Source organism: Antrihabitans stalagmiti (assembly GCF_016482825.1).
In the GTDB taxonomy this organism is placed as follows: Bacteria; Actinomycetota; Actinomycetes; order Mycobacteriales; family Mycobacteriaceae; genus Antrihabitans; species Antrihabitans stalagmiti.
Genome location: NZ_JAEMNV010000012.1, coordinates 25812 through 42255 on the forward strand (window position 1 = coordinate 25812; position 16444 = coordinate 42255).

A 16444-nucleotide genomic window follows, 5' to 3' on the forward strand; every position below is an offset into this window, starting at 1 on the left:
TGTCACCCTGATGAGACAGCAGACGATGATTCGGAGTCACGAATGAGCAGACACAAGGCAACGCCCGAGCCTGGCTCGACAGTGCTCGGCAACTCGCTGACCTGGCTCGGAGGCGGACACGTCGACAGCTCTAGCAGCGCACACGAGCGGTCGTCGTACGAGGTCGCAGGCTTGGTCGTCGTACTCAACGCGCTTCTCGCCTGGCTCGTGTCCACAGTCGCGGTCGCCGCATCGACAACCGTTTCCGTCTTCGCGATCATCCCTTTCACCCTCGTTGTCGGACTGCTGGTCGGCGCACTGGCACGATCGCTCGCCAGCGGTCGCCAGACTCGGATGGTCGGCCTGATCGGCCGCGGCGTCGTCGCGCTTTTTATCGGCGTGATCCTCGGCGAACTCGCAGCTATCGCGATTTTCGGCGGTGCGGTCGACCGTGAACTCGACCAGCAAGCCGTCGAACGAACCGCAACTGCTCCTGCGGTCGTGCAGTCCGCTGCCGCGCTCGACCAACTTCGCGACGAACGTCGCAACTTGGACAGCAACGTCGATGCCGCCCGCAGCTACATGAACGAGGCGTACGTCCGAGCGCAGTGTGAATTCAATCCCGCGCCGACCTGCCCACCCGGCATCACCGGAGTCCCCGGCGTAGGCCCTGAGACGCGCACCGCCAACGAAATCTTCGTCGATGCCCGCGATGCGCTCGCGCTGGCCGAATCCAATCGCGATCGTCAGGCCTCGTCGCTCGACACCGAAATCGCACAGAACGAGACAGCACTCTCTGCCGCCAAGGCTGCTGCGCCGTCCGACGTCGATCGCGGACTCAGCGGCCGGTGGACGGCGATGCACGACTACACCGCCGCCAACGTGGGCGCATTGCTTCTTCGCCTGCTGACCATCGCGTTCTTCGCGATCATGACGCTGCTCCCCCTGATCCTGAAGCTGTGGCGCGGTGAGACGACGCTCGACCGTCATTCCGCGGCCGACGAGGTTCGCCATCGCGCTGAACTCGAAGCCGACACCGAGATCGCCCTCAAACGTGCGGCGGTCCGCGCCGAGGCCGAAAAGCTCTGGGCAGAACAGAAATTGACGTCGGCACGGTTCGCGGCCGAGGCCGAGACCGCCATCGAGCGCGAACAACAGCGCCGCCGCGTCGCCGCCGTGTACGACGATCAGCTCGACGCGCCGTACTCACGCAACGCACCACTGCCCTCGGCGTTCGATCGTCCGCTCGCGGCACTGCCCGTCGGCACGCCGATCGCGGACAGCATCGAGGCCGAGCTTGCCGAAGAGTCCGCGGCCGCCGCGCCTCTCGACTACGTACCCGGACGCGAACCTGTCCGAAATCTGCCTGCGGTGCTACCCCCAGCAAAGCTGGAGCCGAAGCGCGCCGAACCCGCGAAGCCGCCGTCGGTCGGCCTGCCGAGCTTCAACCCGATTCCCGACATCACGCGTGCCGTCACCGGCATCGTCAAACCGTTCGTTCCGCCGGTGCTCTCACGGACGTTGTCGACCGCGAACCGCATCCGCACGTCGCGATCGGTATTCGAGGAGTTCGAAGAGATCAAGTTCTCGTTCTCCCGCAAGCGCACTGTCACGATGGACGAGCAACAGCCCGAGCCGGAGCCCCAGCAGCTCTACTCGGAGGCGTCCGAACAGGTCGCCGCCCAGACGAGCACGGCGCTTCCTCGCATCGTGACCCATCGAGTCGAGCAGCCTCGTCAGGACGCGCGCTACGGGATCGGACAGCGTTCCTGGGATGCCGACCCGCTCGACGCCGGCTACCCGGAGGACTTCTCCCGATCCCTGAGCGGGCGGGACGGCGGTCGCCACCGCGAGCTCGTCGAGCGTGAAGGTCCGGCGGCACTCGACGAACGTGAGGGTCCGCGCGAGTTGCATTGATCGACAGACATTTCGAGCCCGGTGGAGAAGTTTCCACCGGGCTCGATTTGTTTGGCCAGTCGGATTTACACGTGATGAACCGCAACTATCGCAGTTCAAGTGACCGAGTAGGCAAGTTTGGTGCGCCGGCGAGGTCTGGACCGAGGAGAGTAACGGCGAAGCCGGAGCGACGAGGGAAGACGTCGCCGAGAGGCGCACCAAGCCCCGACCGAGCGAAGGCGAGGTCCAATGTCTTTGCCGCGAAGGCGAGGTCAATTCAACTCTGCGGCAGCTTCGCACTCCCCTTCTTGGCGGGCTTGGCCGAAGGCGGCGGAACCATCGGGCCGATGTCGCCGTCGGGTGCGTCGTCGAGATCGACCATGACGGGTGCGTGGTCGCTCGGGCCGGTTCCCTTGCGTGCCAGCCGGTCCACCCAGGCAGCTTTGACCCGGTCTGCCACGGCGCCGGAGGCCAACTGCAGGTCGATCCGCATACCCAGGTCTTTGTGGAACATGCCTGCGCGGTAGTCCCAGTAGGTGAAGACGCGTTCGTTCGGCCAGCGTTCCCTGACGACGTCGCGTAGGCCGAGGGCGTGCAGGTCGGCGAGAGCTTGCCGCTCGGGTGCGGTGACATGGGTTTGGCCGACGTAGGCCTCGGGATCGAAGAGGTCGGCGTCGGCAGGCGCGATGTTGATGTCACCACACACCATGACGTCCGTCGGTCCCTTTTCGACGACGTCACGCAGGGTCGCGAGCCAGGCGAGTTTGTATTTGTAGTGGTCCGAATCGGGGGTCCGGCCGTTGGGAACGTAGAGAGAGTGCACTCGGACGCCGCCGCACGTTGCGGAGACGGCGCGCGCCTCGGGGTGCGGAAAGCCGGGCGCTCCCGGCAGCCCGACCACTACGTCGTCGAGTCCGACCTTCGACAGGATCGCAACACCGTTCCACTGCAGTTCGCCGTTGAGCGCGAATTCGTAGCCTCGACCTGCGAGTTCGTCGCCGAGCAGCGCCGTGAACGCGTCGTCGGCAAGTTTCGTTTCCTGCAGACACACGACGTCGGGTTTGCGTTGATCGAGCCACGGGAGCAGGCGGGGGACGCGCTGTTTGACCGAGTTCACATTCCAGGTAGCAATTCGCACAGCCTCAACGGTAGTGGGAAGTTTTCGGCCGGCAAGATCGTTAGCACTGCATACAACAGGCGGACCCGCTTGGTTTCTGGGATCATCACGTCGGAAGAAAGGGGGTCGGGATGTCGAACACGATGTTCACGAAGTTTGTCGCGCTCGGCGATTCGTTCACCGAGGGCGTCGGCGATCTGTCGCCGGACAGTCCGAACGGGGTGCTCGGCTGGGCCGACCGGACTGCCTACGAACTAGCGCGCACGATGCCGGACCTCGGCTACGCGAACCTCGCTATTCGTGGGCACGTCTTGGCCCAGGTCATCGACGCGCAGTTGGAACCGGCGTTGGCCATGCAGCCCGACCTGGTCGCCATTTCTGCCGGCGGCAACGACATCCTGCGCCCTAGCGTCGACCTCGATTCGTTGATGGAGCGTTACGACTCGACGATCGCGCAGCTTGCCGGCACGGGCGCTCGGGTCATCGTCTTCACGACCTTCGACGGTTCTTTCGATGCGCTGTACAAGCGGCTGCGGGGTCGCGCGGCGACGTACAACGAATACCTGCGTGGAATCGCGGACGACCACGGTGCCGAGATCGTCGATTTCTGGCGGATGAAGGATTTTTCGGATCGTCGAATGTGGTCCGCGGATCGGTTGCACCTCAACGAGATCGGTCATACCCGGATGGCGGCCGAGGTGCTCGACGTGATCGGTGTTCCGCACGCGCTGCGTCCGCCACCTTTTCCACCTCCCTCCGAACGGACTCGCGGCGAGATCCGCCGCGAGGATCTGGAGTGGACTCGCGACACGCTCATTCCTTGGATCGGGCGTCGGATCCGGGGGATCTCGACGGGCGACGGCTTGCCTGCGAAGTACGCGGACCTGTTCCCGGCGGCGCAGTTGCCGGTCGGACAACGCGAACTCCGAACCGAGCAGGCCACTGCGGCAGCTGGCTGAATCACGGTGTTGACGTAAGATCGGAATCGGTGTTCACTTCTTGGTGTGGCGTATAGACGTACCCCGGAAGTCCAGCGAAACCTGGATGCCAAACGTGATCGGCTGATCGAGTCCGCGATTGCGCTCGTTGCCGAACACGGCTACGGCGAATGCTCGATTGCGGCCGTCGCGCAACGGTCCGAGGTCGGCACGGGAACCGTCTACCGCCATTTCGCGAACAAGGGCGAACTTTTCGCCGAGGTGTTCCGCATCGTATGTAGCCGGGAAGTCGCGGCAGCAATCGCGGCCGGCACCGCGGCGCACGAAGTGCACGGAACCTACGTCTCGTCCGTCACCGCGTCGGTCGCCACCTTCGCCGAACGCGCGCTGCGGGCGCCGACCCTCGCCTATGCATTGCTGGCCGAACCGGTCGATCCACAGGTGGACGCAGAGCGGTTGCTGTTTCGCGAGTCGTACCGGAACGCGTTGGCAGTCGCCATCGACGCGGCCGTCGGCGCAGGCGAAATACCGCCGCAACCAGCGCAGATCACAGCAGCGTGCATCGTCGGCGCGATCGGTGAAGCGTTGATCCTTCCGCTCGCGATCGGCAATGCCGAACCAACGACTGTCGAGTCCTTTCTTACCTTCACCCTTCGTTCACTTGGGAGCCCACATGAAAGCAGCATCGAAAGCAACCCACGAGGTCTTCAATCAGGTTCCGCAGCTGATCGACTTCGACGCGGCTGACTACCCACCGCTCCTCGAGGCGTTCGCGCGGGAAGGCGCGCAGAACGCAGTCGAGGAGTTGCACAAGGTCGGCCGCCTGGCGGGTAGTGCTGAGGCGATCGAGTGGGGCGATCTCGCAGAGGCGCACCCGCCGATTCTGCGGACGCACGATCGCTACGGTCACCGCATCGACGAGGTCGCCTACGACCCGGCGTATCACCGCCTGATGACGACCGCGGTCGAACTCGGCTTGCACGGCGCCCCGTGGGCGGACCCGGATCCGAACGCGCACCTCATCCGCGCAGGCAAGATGGCCGTCTGGGGGCAGACCGATGCGGGGCACGGCTGTCCGATCTCGATGACCTACGCCGTCGTCCCAGCGCTACGGCACAACGCCGACCTCGCGTCGCAGTACGAGCCGCTGCTCACCAGTCGCGCCTATGATCCGAAACTTCGCGCGCCGCTGAGCAAGTCCGGCCTCATCGCCGGCATGTCGATGACGGAGAAGCAGGGCGGCTCGGACGTTCGCGCCGGGACGACTCGAGCGGTCCCGCAGTCCGACGGTAGTTACCTGATCACCGGACACAAGTGGTTCACATCCGCTCCGATGTCCGACGTCTTCCTCGTGCTCGCCCAAGCGCCCGGCGGCCTGTCGTGCTTCTTCCTCCCCCGGATCCTGCCCGACGGCACCCGCAACGCGATGTACCTGCAACGGCTCAAGGACAAGCTCGGCAATCACTCGAACGCGAGCAGCGAAGTCGAATACGACGAGGCTGTCGCATGGCTCGTCGGCGAGGAAGGCCGCGGAGTTCCGACGATCGTCGAGATGGTCAACATGACGCGGCTCGACTGCACGATCGCGTCCGCGACGTCGATGCGCGTCGGCACCGCGCAGGCCGCGCATCACGCGACGCATCGCAGCGCGTTCGGTGCAAACCTCGTCGACCAGCCACTTATGCGCAACGTGCTGGCCGATCTGGCGGTCGAAGCGGAGGCGTCGACGACGGTCGCGATGTGGCTCGCCGCGTTGACCGACCGCGCCGAATCGGGCGACAAGGACGCCGCGGCACTGCGCCGGATCTCGCTCGCCGTGAGCAAGTACTACGTCTGCAAACGCGGACCGATTCACGCGGCCGAGGCGCTCGAATGCCTCGGCGGCAACGGCTACGTCGAAGAATCGCGGATGCCGCGGCTCTACCGCGAGGCACCGCTGATGTCGGTCTGGGAGGGTTCGGGCAACGTCGCAGCGCTCGACACCCTGCGTGCGATGGCGAAGCAGCCGGAATCGTTGCAGGTTTTCCTCGACGAACTCGACAGCACGGCAGGTGTCGATGCCCGACTCGATGCCGCGGTCGCCGGCCTGAAGCAGTCGTTCTCCGACTTCGACACGATTCAATACCGTGCGCGACGCGTTGTCGGTGAGATGGCTCTTGCGCTGCAAGGGTCTCTGCTCGTTCGCTTCGGACATCCCGCTGTCGCGGATGCCTTCTGCGCGACGCGGCTCGGTGCCGATTGGGGCAGTGTGTTCGGCACCTTGCCGACCGGCATCGATGTCGCATCCATCATCGAGCGGGCGACCCCGAAGGTCGGGTCCTAGCCGGGACGTGCTTAGGCAAGCCTAAGGTAAACTTCACTCTCGTGAACCGATCAGTTGCGACGCGCCATCAGGACGTCTATTCGTTTCGACCAGGCGCGACGTGCGTGACGACTCCGCGAGCGGCAATCCTGCTCGCGCCGCCGCACAAGGAGAAGTTGCCGGGAGTGACGCCGGCCCAGCTGCAAGCCCTCAAGACGCTCAACCTCGGCCCAGCCACACTCGACGACCTCTCCCCGACCGGTGCCGATGCAGATGTCGACACCCTCGTCGGATCGCTCGCCGAGCGTGGTTGGCTCGCGATCACGGTCCGCTTCGACGGCACCGACCTCTATACGATCCGCCCTTTCGCAACACCGCCCGCTCGACCGGAGTTCGTCGAGGAAGAACGCACGCTGTCCAAATTCACGATCATGCGACGTGACAAGAACAACATCGTGGCCGAGAATCCACTGTCGTGGTGTGACATCGATATTCACGATCCGCGTGTGCTCGAAGTGGTATCGGGTCTCGCGTCGCCTGCGGAACCTGCTCTGCCCGACGATGTTTCGGCGCGCCTCGCGGCGGATCTGAAATGGGCACGGCATACCGTCGTCGACGCCGAGTCCGAGGACGACGAATTCGCCACCCGCAGTTGGAATGCCCACGAACTGTGGTTTCACCGTCGCAGCAATCTCAGCGAACGCATCCTTACGTGGGAGACATTCGGCCCGACCCGCTGGGCCGACGGTGAATTCCCACCACTGCCCGCTCGTAAGGACAACTACCCGGGTGACGCGATCGCGCTCGCTACTCCCGACATCGAGGACCTCCGCGCCGTCGACCCGAGCCTCACCGACGTCCTCGAGGACCGAGTTTCGTGCCGAGACTTCGACGATGCCGCACCGATCACGCTCGACCGACTCGGCGAACTACTGTTCAGGACGGTCCGCACCAAGAGCCTACGGACGGCTAAGGGAGTCGAATACCTTTCTCGCCCTTACCCTTCCGGCGGTGCCGTGCACGAACTCGAGTTCTACCCCGTTGTACGAAACGTCGCCGGTCTGGCGTCGGGGATGTATCACTACGATTCGTTCGATCACGTCCTTCGGCCCGTCGCCGACGACCAGGTGGTAGAACGGTTGCTCCGGACGTCGTCGCTGACGCTCTCGCAGGGTCAGTTGCCGCAGGTACTGATCGTTATCGCCGCCCGGTCGGGTCGCTTGATGTGGACCTACGAACAGGTTCCCTACGCGATCATCCTCAAGCACGTCGGCGTCGTGTTGCAGACGATCTACCTGGTCGCGACTGCGATGGGTCTCGGCGCGGTTGCACAGGGCTACGGCGACACAACAGCTTTCAACGATGCTGCCGGCGTTGACGAATTGGAAGAATGCAACGTCGGCAGCATCGTGATCGGCGCGCCGAAGCGCTAGATTCCGCGGCCCCCGTTGGCTGGAAAGACCGTCTTGTCCCACGTGATCGAGCCGTCCGCATCGGTGACGAACTGCCCGTCGCACGATCCGTCGAGCGCGGCGACGACTGCGTTCTGCACACGCTCGTCCGACGGTTCGACGATGTGCGCCAAGTTGGGGATCGGGGTGACGCGGCACTGTCCGCCGTCGAGCCGACCGTCCGCCATCTCCTCCGCACTGCGAATGGAGTAGTACTTCGCCGCGCCGGAAGTGTCGTCACCCTTGTTGAGGTCGGCCATGAACTGCGTGAACGGGCAACCGTCGAATCCGAAGCCGGGCAACTGCAGGCATCCGCCCGGCGTGCCGTATTGCGGTGACCCGATGGCGATGTAGTTGTCGACGATATCGGCGCCACCCAGGTTCTTGAGGTAGTTCCGCGAGTTGAGGCCGCCATAGCTGTGCGCGACGATCGACAGCGATTCGACCTCGACGCCTGCGGTCGCGCGGTCGGCCGCGGCCTTGATCTGCTGGCTTTCCTTCACGAGATCGAGCCCGCCCGTCGGCACCGGATACACGGTGTAGCCGAGCGCGGTGAGTTTGACGTCGAGGCCTTTGTACTGGTCGAGCGATGTCGTGCCGGGCACTGGCTCCTGGCCGGGGACGAGCAGCACAATTCGTTGACCCTCGGGCGCGGCGGTAGCGACGGGCGCAGCAAGTGCCGTTGCGCAACCGACGAAGGCGACCGTCAGGCAAGAAGTTAGTGCAGCCTTAGTAAACGTCATGGCGCGAACGATAGCGACTGCGGGCGCGACTTTCAATATGGACGAAACCGGCACCTGAACTGGTGTTTCAGCGGACGATAAGACGTCGGACAGGACGGAAACGGAAGCTTGATCGCACAACCCCCGACCTGACCGAAGCCTTCGACCCAAGAGGAACTCCCATGTCCACAATCCGAATCAGACTGCGTCCCGTCATCTTCGCTCTCGTCGCGCTCGCCGCCGCGCTGGCGTTGATCGGAACTGGAACCGCCGCCGCGCAGCCGACGCTCGACCGTATTCAGTTCGCTCCGGGCGCGAGCGGCGCGTCCGTCGCCGGCTCCATCGTGCGCGGCGACACCAACGCGTTCCTCGTCGAGGCATCCGTAGGTCAGACGATGACGATCGATATCGCCTCCGTCGAAGCCAACGCCGTGTTCGCGGTCTACAGCCCGAACGGCGACGAGTTGCGCTTCGAGCAGGTCAGCGCCACGATCGTGTTGCCTGCGTCCGGCGACTACCTGATCGATGTCGGATCGGTGCGCGGGAATACGACATACGAGCTGTACGTGACGATCACCTGATTTGCCCACGCGGTTCATCGCGGGCGCACCGATCGATTAAGATAGGCTGTCCTTAGTCCAGATCGAATCGGAGCTTCCCCGCGATGAACTTGGGTACAACACACGTCCTCAAACGTGAACTGGTCGATGTGCCCGCCGCTGTACGTGCTGCACCGGCACCGTGCGTGCCCACCTTCGCGGACCCATTCGCCCTTCGACTCGTCGACCCCGATACCGACGATCCCGAGCTGATCGCGTCCTGGATGTCGCGCCCGCATCTGGCGGAAACTTGGGAACAGCCCTGGTCGGCAGCGCAGTATCGCGTCGACAGCCAGGCGCGGTTGGCCGGAACCTACTCTCGCCCATGCATTCTCAGCTACGACGGCAACGAGATCGCGTACGTGGAGTTGTACCGCGCGGCAAAGGACGAATGCGGTGCCATCTACGACTCCGACCCGTGGGACATGGGTTTCCACATCGCGACCGCAGACACGACGTTACTCGGCAAAGGCATCGTGAGCGAGTGGATGGCCGTTCTCGCAGAACGGATCTGGGAGCTGGAACCCCTGTGCACCCGCATCGTCGTCGACCCCGACTACCGCAATACGCCCATGCGCAAGGCACTGGCCAAGCGTGGCTACGAGGATCTGGGCGAGTTCGATGTCCGCCCCGACCGCCGAATTGCGCTCTTCGCAAAATCGAGGCCGCTCCGCGGCTCGTGAGTCTTTTCGGTGGTTCCGCCCTCCGAAAGGACTCACGAGCGGCGTAGCCGCCTAGGCCCTGACGATGATCGTCCGGTTGTGCCAGCCGGTCGACCCACCGGGAATCGGCGGCGTCCGCTCTTCGGTCTGCGTATTGCCGTCGAGGTCGGTCGCACGAACCTCGATCACGTGGTTGCCGGCGGTCGCATCCCATTCATAGGTCCATTGGCGCCACGTGTCGATCGAGTACTCCGGCGCGAGAACTGCCTGCTGCCACTCCTGCTTGTCCACCCGGATCTCGACCTTCTCGATACCGCGGCGCTGGGCCCATGCCGTTCCCGCGACAACCACCCGACCGGCAGGGACGGGCGCGAGCGCGGCAGGGACGTCGATCCGAGACGCCGTCTTGATCGGCGCCTGCGCACCCCAACCTCGTTTCGTCCAGTACGCCTCGGCCTTGTCGAAGCGAGTCAACTCCCAGTCGACAACCCATTTCGTCGCCGACACGAAGCCGTACAGCCCGGGAACGACCTGGCGGACGGGGTAACCGTGCTCGAGGGGCAGCGGTTCTCCGTTCATCGAGACGGCAAGAATCGCGTCGCGGCCGTCGCGCAGTGCTGCAACGGGAGTTCCACTGGTCCACCCGTCGACACTGGTGGAGAGCAGCATGTCGGCCTCGGGGTCGACACCTGCCTCGTCCAGCAGATCCTTGATCGCATAACCGATCCAGGTCGCGTTGCCCGCGAGCGGACCGCCGACCTCGTTGGACACGCAGGTCAACGTGATCGTGCGCTCCATCGCGGTGCGAGCGACAAGATCGTCCCAGTTCAACGTGATCTCGCGGTCGACCATGCCGTGAATGCGCAGCTGCCAGTCGTCGCGGACCAGCTTGGGGACCTGCAATGCCGTGTCGATTCGATAAAACGTCTCGTTCGGGGTGAGGAAGGTCGTCGACCCGGGAACGTTGATATCGGTGCCCGCAGCGATCGGCTTTGCCTTGTCTTTCACCGACGGCAGCCGGAAATTGGCGCGGTCCGCGACGACGTCGGTCAGTCGTGCGCCGATGTAGCGCCCAGCGACACCGATTGCGACAGCAGCCGCCGCGATGCCGGTGCCGAGGACCAGGAACTTCCGGCGCGGCAGGCGGGACTCCGAAACCGGTTTCGAATCCGGGTCTTTCGGCGCAACCTGGGCAAGGGCGCCGATGAGGAGTCGGAGCACGAGTATTCCGAATACGACGCCGACGATGCTCGGGATCGCGAACGTCCAGTCCGACGTGATGCGTTGTTGCGACGCGTAGACGGCGACGAGTCCGAGCACGATCAACGCGACGCTGCCCAGCGGACGACGAGGTCGTTCGATCAGTCCGATCAACGCACCGATCAGCACCATCGCAATCGACATCCCGATGAACAGCGCGGGCTTGTCGTTGGTTCCGAAGGTCTCGATCGCGAATTCGCGCGCGAACTCCGGCGCCCGATCGACCGTCACGTTGCCGACTGCGAAGAACGGTGAACTGTTCGGATCGATGGGGACCGCCGCTAGTTCGCCGACCCCGAGCACGACGCCGGCTGCGATGATTCCCGAGAGCCCCCGGGCAACGATTCGTCGCCGTGGGCGGGTCTCTTCGACCTCTGGTGGCGCTTGCGTCGTCATCGGTCCCTCGGCGGTAGTTGTGGTGAAACTGGTGTCTGTCCTTCGTTACACATAGACCGTCGGGATTGCTTTCAGGCGCAAAGCATTTGGATACGCCTGCTTTCTCAGCAGATCCTCAGGGAGTTTTTCGAAATCGGACATACCGATACCCATCCCTTTTGCCGACTGAGACGAATGCTTCACGAACAGCGGCGGCGATCAAGCGCCCGCCGTAGCCAATGAAAGAGGACATACAAGATGCGAATCCAACGCAAGATCGCTATTGCAAGCATCGCGGCGCTCGGGGTTGTCGGACTTTCGGCATGCTCGGACGACAGCAGCAGCGACAGCGCCGATGCGACCACCACGGCCGCTGCGGCAACCAGCGAATCCATGTCGACGTCTTCGGCAGCAGATCCGGCCGCAGGACTCGTCGGCCCCGGCTGTGCCGGTTACGCCGCACAGGTTCCGAGCGGTGCAGGCTCCGTTTCGGGCATGGCAGCTGACCCGGTCGCCACTGCGGCCTCCAACAACCCGCTCCTGACGACCCTCGTTGCAGCGGTCTCCGGCCAGCTCAACCCGGGCGTCAACCTCGTCGACACGCTCAACGGCGGCGAGTTCACCGTCTTCGCACCCGTCGACGACGCATTCAAGGCTGTCGACCCGGCCACGATCGAGACGCTGAAGACCGATTCCGCGCTGCTCACCAAGATCCTGACCTACCACGTCGTCCCCGGCCAGATCGCGCCTGACGCAATCGCCGGATCGCAGACCACCGTCGAAGGCCAGCCCGTCGAGGTCTCCGGCTCGGGCGACGCACTGAAGGTCAACGGAGCTTCGGTCATCTGTGGTGGCGTCAAGACCGCCAATGCGACCGTTTACCTGATCGACCAGGTCCTCACTCCGCCGGCTGCCTGATCAGCTGACGTTTCGACCTAGCAAAGGCCGCGAACTCCGAAAGGGGTTCGCGGCCTTTGTCGTTGGTATTTGGCGGCGGGCGGCAACGGGCCGTCCTCCAGACGACATCGGCCCAGCCTCATTTGCGCGATGGACCTAGCGCCGACCTCCACAATCCGGGCGCTTCGGTTGGATATCCGTGTAGTTGGCGTGCGCGAAGATCGTGCGCTGCCTGGACGAGTTGCGTAACAGTGTCAGGCTGATTTCCTGCATCGACCGCCCTGTTCCACAGTGCGCGCGCACTCATCCCGTCGTCTCCTGGCGCAGCGAAGACAGACTCTGCGAGCTGCAAAAACGACGTATGCAACGCTTTGACAGTCGGGTCGACTACGAGTGTCCCAAGAAACTGGAGTCTGCTTATCGACGTGCGGAGAGGGACTACGTAGTCCTTCGCCCCATGCCACGCCTCCTCAGTAACGGTCCTTTTGCTTATAATTTCGTCACTCGCGTACCAAACGTAGGCCTCGATCGCGCCCGCTGTCGTAATGACAAGATCCGCATATTCTTTGGACGCCAACAACTCAGCGTCCCGCCTCTTCTGAGCCGCGTTCAGCTCTGCAATCGACTGAGCGGTCAGGCGGGCAATCGTCGCAGCAATGGTCACGCCGCCCAAGCCGATCAGTGCCGCGATTATTGTCGACATGTGCGGATCGTAGACGAGTTACCCGACCTGCCGTTGGACTCCACGTAGCGTCGAGAAGTGTGAGTTACAGCGAGGGATTGCTGACGACCAATGCGCGATCGCGGGCCGAAAGCGTTGTCATCGCTCGCTATTCGCGCCGTGCGGTCAGTTGCTGGAAGCTGGTCACGAAGTCCCGCAACGCCCGCTCGTCTTCGTCCACCGGTGGACATCGACCCGCCTCGGCGGTAACCGCAATCAAGCTACCGGCTTGCACCCGCAACACGTCCCAGCAGACCGGCAGGACCGGCGCATGCACACTTCTGCCGTCGCTCGTAATCGTGAGGCGTGAGCTGTAGCGCCCCGCGACGACGGCGAGTTCTTCAGCCGTCTCGGTTGTCAGGCTGCCCGCCGACACGAACTCTTCGAAATACACGCGATGTCGGCCTCTAGATGCGCCCCATCGCGAAGTCCGCTCCCGCGATTGCCATCCCGTTGAACCCGTAGAGGACGTGCAGCGGGTTGGGCTGGCCGACGCCCGAGCCGTCACAGATCGTGTCGCCGGGGATGCAGTAGTCGATGGTCTTCGCGGCGTACGCCGGGCCGACGACTACTGGCGGTGCACCGATGTCGCGCATCCATCGATCAGACGGCTTGGCATACAGCACAACTGCGGCGACATTGTCGGCTACATCCGCCGAGATGGGCGGTGGGACAGCGGCTGCGTACTCGGGCTTGACGCCGGCAGGCAGACCGTCCATGACGGCGAATCCGGCAACGACCGCGCCCTGGGAGTATCCGCCGAGCACAATTCGTGTTCCGGGGCAGCTGGCTGCCATGAACTCGAGGTGCCCCTGCGCGTCCCTGATTCCGTCAAGGACGGTGCGAGCGAAGGGAAGCGGGTTGTTGAAGTCGGCGCTCGCCTGGTAGTTCACGGCATAGGTGCCGACCGACTTACCTGGCGATCGCAGCCGCACCGACTCGGCGAAGGCAGTGCCGGTGATACCGAGGCCCGCAGGCTCGGCGGTACCTCGCGCAAACACCACCTCGACGTCTGGGCACGGTGCTGCCATCGCCGACTGGGCGGGCAGACTGAGCGGCATCGCCAAGGCCGCGAAGGCGGCACACACGATCGGCGCAAAAGAGCGGGCGGTCATCTTGCGTAGGTTACCGGTCATACCCGGCTTACTACCCCCACTTGCCGTAACTCAATCACTCGACGGCCCAAGAAACACAACAAAACTCGCGAGACTTCTGCGGTCAGCCATGTTGGGATCGGCACAGACGAAGGGAGGTCGCGATGGATCCGCCGGAAGAGGCCTACGGGCGAGTGACGAATCCGCAGCGATTCGCTCCGCTGGTTCCGGCTGCGACGACATTGGCCGCCGACCTGGAACGTCGCTACGACGTGACGGTCAGTCGCGGACCCGCGAAGCAGTGGAGCTCGTCGACCGTCATACCGCTGGAGACGATCCGGATACGTCCGGTCCGCCCCGATCAAGCGCCGCTAACCATTACCGTGACGTCATTTCCGGGGCTCTATCTCACCGTCGGCGCGTGGCAACACATTGCGCTGCCGAGTTGCGGCTGTGATGCCTGCGACGAAGATGCCGACGATGGTCTGCGGGAGCTGGAGCGCTACGTCGAGGCGCTGACCTCAGGGCAACTGTCCGAGCGCATCACCGGCACAGTCCAACTGAGGCTGGAGCACTCCTGGAAAGCGGAAGCTTGGAGCCGCAGCGGACGCGGGGTCCTATCCCGCTCCCGCGCCATGGAACTGCGCGCCAAGCCGGTCCAACCGCCGCCCGACGGACAGTGGCGACCGTGGACTCCCCGAATATGACAAGTGACGACATCGGCGGAGAAAAACAAAAGGTCACGAACTCATCGGAGTTCGTGACCTTTTGTGTTGTTGTGGGCGAAGGGGGACTTGAACCCCCACGTCCCGAAGGACACTGGCACCTGAAGCCAGCGCGTCTGCCATTCCGCCACTCGCCCGAGCGACCGCCGAACATTATCACGACTGCGGGGCAGCTACCGAAACGCCTGTTGGAGGGACTTCGGCGTCGAGGTGTTACGGGTGTGGACAATGATAGATATCATGGCCGTAACTGCTCGTACCCCGCGACACGCTCGCGGGGAACTCCGATGAACCCGCGCGAAGGGAGGCCGCCGTGAAAATCGTTCAGCGTTTCGAGCGAAAACTACAGGGCGCCGTTGGCGATGCTTTCGCCCGAGTGTTCGGTGGCAGTGTCGTACCTGCAGAAGTCGAGGTCGCACTGCAACACGAGGCGACCGATCACGTGCAGGAACTGGAGGGCGGCCACCTACTGGCTCCCAACAGCTACGTCATCACCATCAATACGTCGGACCACGAGAAGTTGGCAGCCGATCACGACCTCAGTGTGCGAGCCTTCTCGCGCCACCTCGAGGATTTCATCCGGGAACAGGGCTGGCAGACCTACGGCGACATCCACGTCGCATTCGAGGCGTCGCCGTCGCTGCACACCGGGCAGTTTCGTACGTCCGGCCGTGTGGACCCTGATGCCGGACAATCCCCCGCGACCAACCGACCACCCGCGACACCCCAACCAGGAGCTGGCCCAATGACGCAGAACTCAGGCTACGACGGAAGCCGTGAGCCCGCGGACCCCTCCGACGCGGACCGGCAGCGCGGGCGAGCCGATTACCCACAGCAGCAGGGTGGGTACGCCCAGCCGGGATATCAGAACGGCGCATACCAGCAGCCGTACCAGAACGGCTACGACCAGCAGCAGCAATACGGTGCGGGTTACCAGAACGGTTACGACCAGCAGGGCGGCTACGCCGACCAGGGTCAGCAGTACAGCGATCAGGCTTACGGCCAGCAGGGTTACGCCGACCAGGGTTACGGTCAGCCGGGTCAGCCCGGTTACGCAGACCAGGCCTACGGCCAGCAGGGCTACGCGGATCAGGGCCACGGCCAGCAGGGCTACGCAGACCCCGGCTACGGCCAGCAGGCGTACAGCCAGCAGGGGTATGCCGATCCCGGCTACGGCCAGGCGCAGCCAGGCCAGCAGGGTTACGCCGATCAGGGGTACCAGGATCCCGGGTACGGGCAGCAGGGTGGCTACCAGGATCAGAACTATGGCCAGCAACCGGGCTACGCCGAACCCGCGTACGGTCACGCGGGTGCCTCCTACACCGCGACCCTCGCGCTCGATGACGGCAGCGGCCGGACCTACCAGCTTCGCGATGGCAACAACGTTGTCGGTCGTGGTCAGGACGCACAGTTCCGGCTGCCCGACACCGGTGTCTCGCGTCGCCATTTCGAGATCCGCTGGGACGGCCAGATCGCGATGCTGTTCGACCTGGGTTCGACCAACGGCACGATGGTCAACGGCTCTCAGGTCGGGCAGGAATGGCAGCTTGCCGACGGCGATCAGATCCGAGCGGGCCACTCCGAAATCCTCATTCGGATCGTCTGAACTTCGACTCCGCCCACTGCGGCGATCCGCAATCGAATATGCCCGAAATCGCCCTCCGATTCCGTATCGTGACTCCGCATACCTATCGTGATGGCGTAGC

15 protein-coding genes, 1 tRNA gene and 1 pseudogene are annotated in these 16444 nt (G+C 64.1%); 10 read left to right on the forward strand and 7 right to left on the reverse strand.

Going from position 1 to position 16444, the window contains the following annotated elements:
- Nucleotides 1-42 precede the first annotated feature (42 nt).
- Entirely contained in the window at nucleotides 43-1896 is a 1854-nt protein-coding gene (locus tag JGU71_RS26790; RefSeq protein ID WP_199708091.1) for a DUF4407 domain-containing protein, read from the forward strand.
- A gap of 256 nt (nucleotides 1897-2152) precedes the next feature.
- Here JGU71_RS26790 and JGU71_RS26795 read toward each other — a convergent pair whose 3' ends face one another.
- Nucleotides 2153-3013 carry an exodeoxyribonuclease III gene (locus JGU71_RS26795; RefSeq protein ID WP_199708094.1) on the reverse strand — a complete coding sequence of 287 codons (861 nt, stop codon included), beginning with the start codon at nucleotides 3011-3013 and terminating at the stop codon, nucleotides 2153-2155.
- A 110-nt stretch (nucleotides 3014-3123) separates the two neighbouring features.
- Here JGU71_RS26795 and JGU71_RS26800 point away from each other — a divergent pair, with 110 nt between their 5' ends.
- Genes JGU71_RS26800 through JGU71_RS26815 form a run of 4 tightly spaced genes read left to right on the forward strand, consistent with a single transcriptional unit; the run spans nucleotide 3124 to nucleotide 7665 of the window.
- Nucleotides 3124-3951, forward strand: a complete 828-nt coding sequence (locus JGU71_RS26800) for an SGNH/GDSL hydrolase family protein (RefSeq protein ID WP_199708096.1) — start codon at nucleotides 3124-3126, stop codon at nucleotides 3949-3951.
- Between the two features lie 45 nt (nucleotides 3952-3996).
- The gene (locus JGU71_RS26805; RefSeq protein WP_199708098.1) at nucleotides 3997-4677 is read left to right on the forward strand and encodes a TetR/AcrR family transcriptional regulator; all 681 of its coding nucleotides are present in this window, start codon (nucleotides 3997-3999) and stop codon (nucleotides 4675-4677) included.
- Nucleotides 4604-6253 carry an acyl-CoA dehydrogenase family protein gene (locus JGU71_RS26810; protein ID WP_199708100.1) on the forward strand — a complete coding sequence of 550 codons (1650 nt, stop codon included), beginning with the start codon at nucleotides 4604-4606 and terminating at the stop codon, nucleotides 6251-6253. The genes JGU71_RS26805 and JGU71_RS26810 overlap by 74 nt, the downstream gene beginning before the upstream one ends.
- Before the next feature lie 41 nt (nucleotides 6254-6294).
- Complete coding sequence (locus JGU71_RS26815) at nucleotides 6295-7665, forward strand: SagB family peptide dehydrogenase (RefSeq protein ID WP_307829909.1); 1371 nt, start codon at nucleotides 6295-6297, stop codon at nucleotides 7663-7665.
- Here the strand turns inward: JGU71_RS26815 and JGU71_RS26820 are convergent.
- Nucleotides 7662-8426 (reverse strand): esterase/lipase family protein, encoded by a 765-nt coding sequence (locus JGU71_RS26820; protein ID WP_233530163.1) that lies wholly within the window; start codon nucleotides 8424-8426, stop codon nucleotides 7662-7664. The two genes, JGU71_RS26815 and JGU71_RS26820, sit on opposite strands and share 4 nt — an antisense overlap.
- Before the next feature lie 161 nt (nucleotides 8427-8587).
- Between JGU71_RS26820 and JGU71_RS26825 the strand changes: the two genes are divergently transcribed.
- Complete coding sequence (locus JGU71_RS26825; protein ID WP_199708102.1) at nucleotides 8588-8986, forward strand: hypothetical protein; 399 nt, start codon at nucleotides 8588-8590, stop codon at nucleotides 8984-8986.
- A gap of 83 nt (nucleotides 8987-9069) precedes the next feature.
- The gene (locus tag JGU71_RS26830; protein ID WP_199708103.1) at nucleotides 9070-9687 is read left to right on the forward strand and encodes a GNAT family N-acetyltransferase; all 618 of its coding nucleotides are present in this window, start codon (nucleotides 9070-9072) and stop codon (nucleotides 9685-9687) included.
- Between the two features lie 51 nt (nucleotides 9688-9738).
- On the opposite strand, the gene JGU71_RS26835 is transcribed toward JGU71_RS26830, so the two are convergent.
- Nucleotides 9739-11322: a molybdopterin-dependent oxidoreductase gene (locus tag JGU71_RS26835; protein WP_199708105.1), complete on the reverse strand. Its 1584-nt coding sequence runs from the start codon at nucleotides 11320-11322 to the stop codon at nucleotides 9739-9741.
- A 237-nt stretch (nucleotides 11323-11559) separates the two neighbouring features.
- Here JGU71_RS26835 and JGU71_RS26840 point away from each other — a divergent pair, with 237 nt between their 5' ends.
- Nucleotides 11560-12219, forward strand: coding sequence for a fasciclin domain-containing protein (locus JGU71_RS26840; protein WP_199708107.1), 660 nt, complete (start codon nucleotides 11560-11562; stop codon nucleotides 12217-12219).
- 118 nt (nucleotides 12220-12337) lie between these two features.
- Here JGU71_RS26840 and JGU71_RS26845 read toward each other — a convergent pair whose 3' ends face one another.
- From JGU71_RS26845 to JGU71_RS26855, 3 genes are all read right to left on the reverse strand, one after another.
- Nucleotides 12338-12901 carry a hypothetical protein gene (locus tag JGU71_RS26845; protein WP_199708109.1) on the reverse strand — a complete coding sequence of 188 codons (564 nt, stop codon included), beginning with the start codon at nucleotides 12899-12901 and terminating at the stop codon, nucleotides 12338-12340.
- A 127-nt stretch (nucleotides 12902-13028) separates the two neighbouring features.
- Nucleotides 13029-13313 (reverse strand): hypothetical protein, encoded by a 285-nt coding sequence (locus JGU71_RS26850; protein WP_199708112.1) that lies wholly within the window; start codon nucleotides 13311-13313, stop codon nucleotides 13029-13031.
- Nucleotides 13314-13326: 13 nt separating this feature from the next.
- A complete protein-coding gene (locus tag JGU71_RS26855; RefSeq protein ID WP_199708115.1) occupies nucleotides 13327-14034 on the reverse strand; it encodes a cutinase family protein in 708 nt (235 codons plus the stop codon).
- Nucleotides 14035-14165: 131 nt separating this feature from the next.
- Here JGU71_RS26855 and JGU71_RS26860 point away from each other — a divergent pair.
- Nucleotides 14166-14720: pseudogene (locus JGU71_RS26860) on the forward strand (DUF6226 family protein); the annotation flags it as partial.
- A gap of 72 nt (nucleotides 14721-14792) precedes the next feature.
- Here JGU71_RS26860 and JGU71_RS26865 read toward each other — a convergent pair.
- A tRNA-Leu gene (locus JGU71_RS26865) sits at nucleotides 14793-14875 on the reverse strand.
- 176 nt (nucleotides 14876-15051) lie between these two features.
- On the opposite strand from JGU71_RS26865, the gene JGU71_RS30275 reads away from it, so the two are divergent.
- Nucleotides 15052-16344, forward strand: coding sequence for an FHA domain-containing protein (locus JGU71_RS30275; protein ID WP_199708118.1), 1293 nt, complete (start codon nucleotides 15052-15054; stop codon nucleotides 16342-16344).
- Nucleotides 16345-16444: the final 100 nt, after the last annotated feature.

Excerpts from the sequence above, each read along its gene's own strand:
- JGU71_RS26790 (WP_199708091.1), top strand. The coding sequence starts at position 43 with ATGAGCAGACACAAGGCAACGCCCGAGCCTGGCTCGACAGTGCTCGGC.
- JGU71_RS26800 (WP_199708096.1), top strand. The coding sequence starts at position 3,124 with ATGTCGAACACGATGTTCACGAAGTTTGTCGCGCTCGGCGATTCGTTC.
- JGU71_RS26810 (WP_199708100.1), top strand. The coding sequence starts at position 4,604 with ATGAAAGCAGCATCGAAAGCAACCCACGAGGTCTTCAATCAGGTTCCG.
- JGU71_RS26820 (WP_233530163.1), bottom strand. The coding sequence starts at position 8,426 with ATGACGTTTACTAAGGCTGCACTAACTTCTTGCCTGACGGTCGCCTTC.
- JGU71_RS26825 (WP_199708102.1), top strand. The coding sequence starts at position 8,588 with ATGTCCACAATCCGAATCAGACTGCGTCCCGTCATCTTCGCTCTCGTC.
- JGU71_RS26830 (WP_199708103.1), top strand. The coding sequence starts at position 9,070 with ATGAACTTGGGTACAACACACGTCCTCAAACGTGAACTGGTCGATGTG.
- JGU71_RS26835 (WP_199708105.1), bottom strand. The coding sequence starts at position 11,322 with ATGACGACGCAAGCGCCACCAGAGGTCGAAGAGACCCGCCCACGGCGA.
- JGU71_RS26840 (WP_199708107.1), top strand. The coding sequence starts at position 11,560 with ATGCGAATCCAACGCAAGATCGCTATTGCAAGCATCGCGGCGCTCGGG.
- JGU71_RS26845 (WP_199708109.1), bottom strand. The coding sequence starts at position 12,901 with ATGTCGACAATAATCGCGGCACTGATCGGCTTGGGCGGCGTGACCATT.
- JGU71_RS26855 (WP_199708115.1), bottom strand. The coding sequence starts at position 14,034 with ATGACCGCCCGCTCTTTTGCGCCGATCGTGTGTGCCGCCTTCGCGGCC.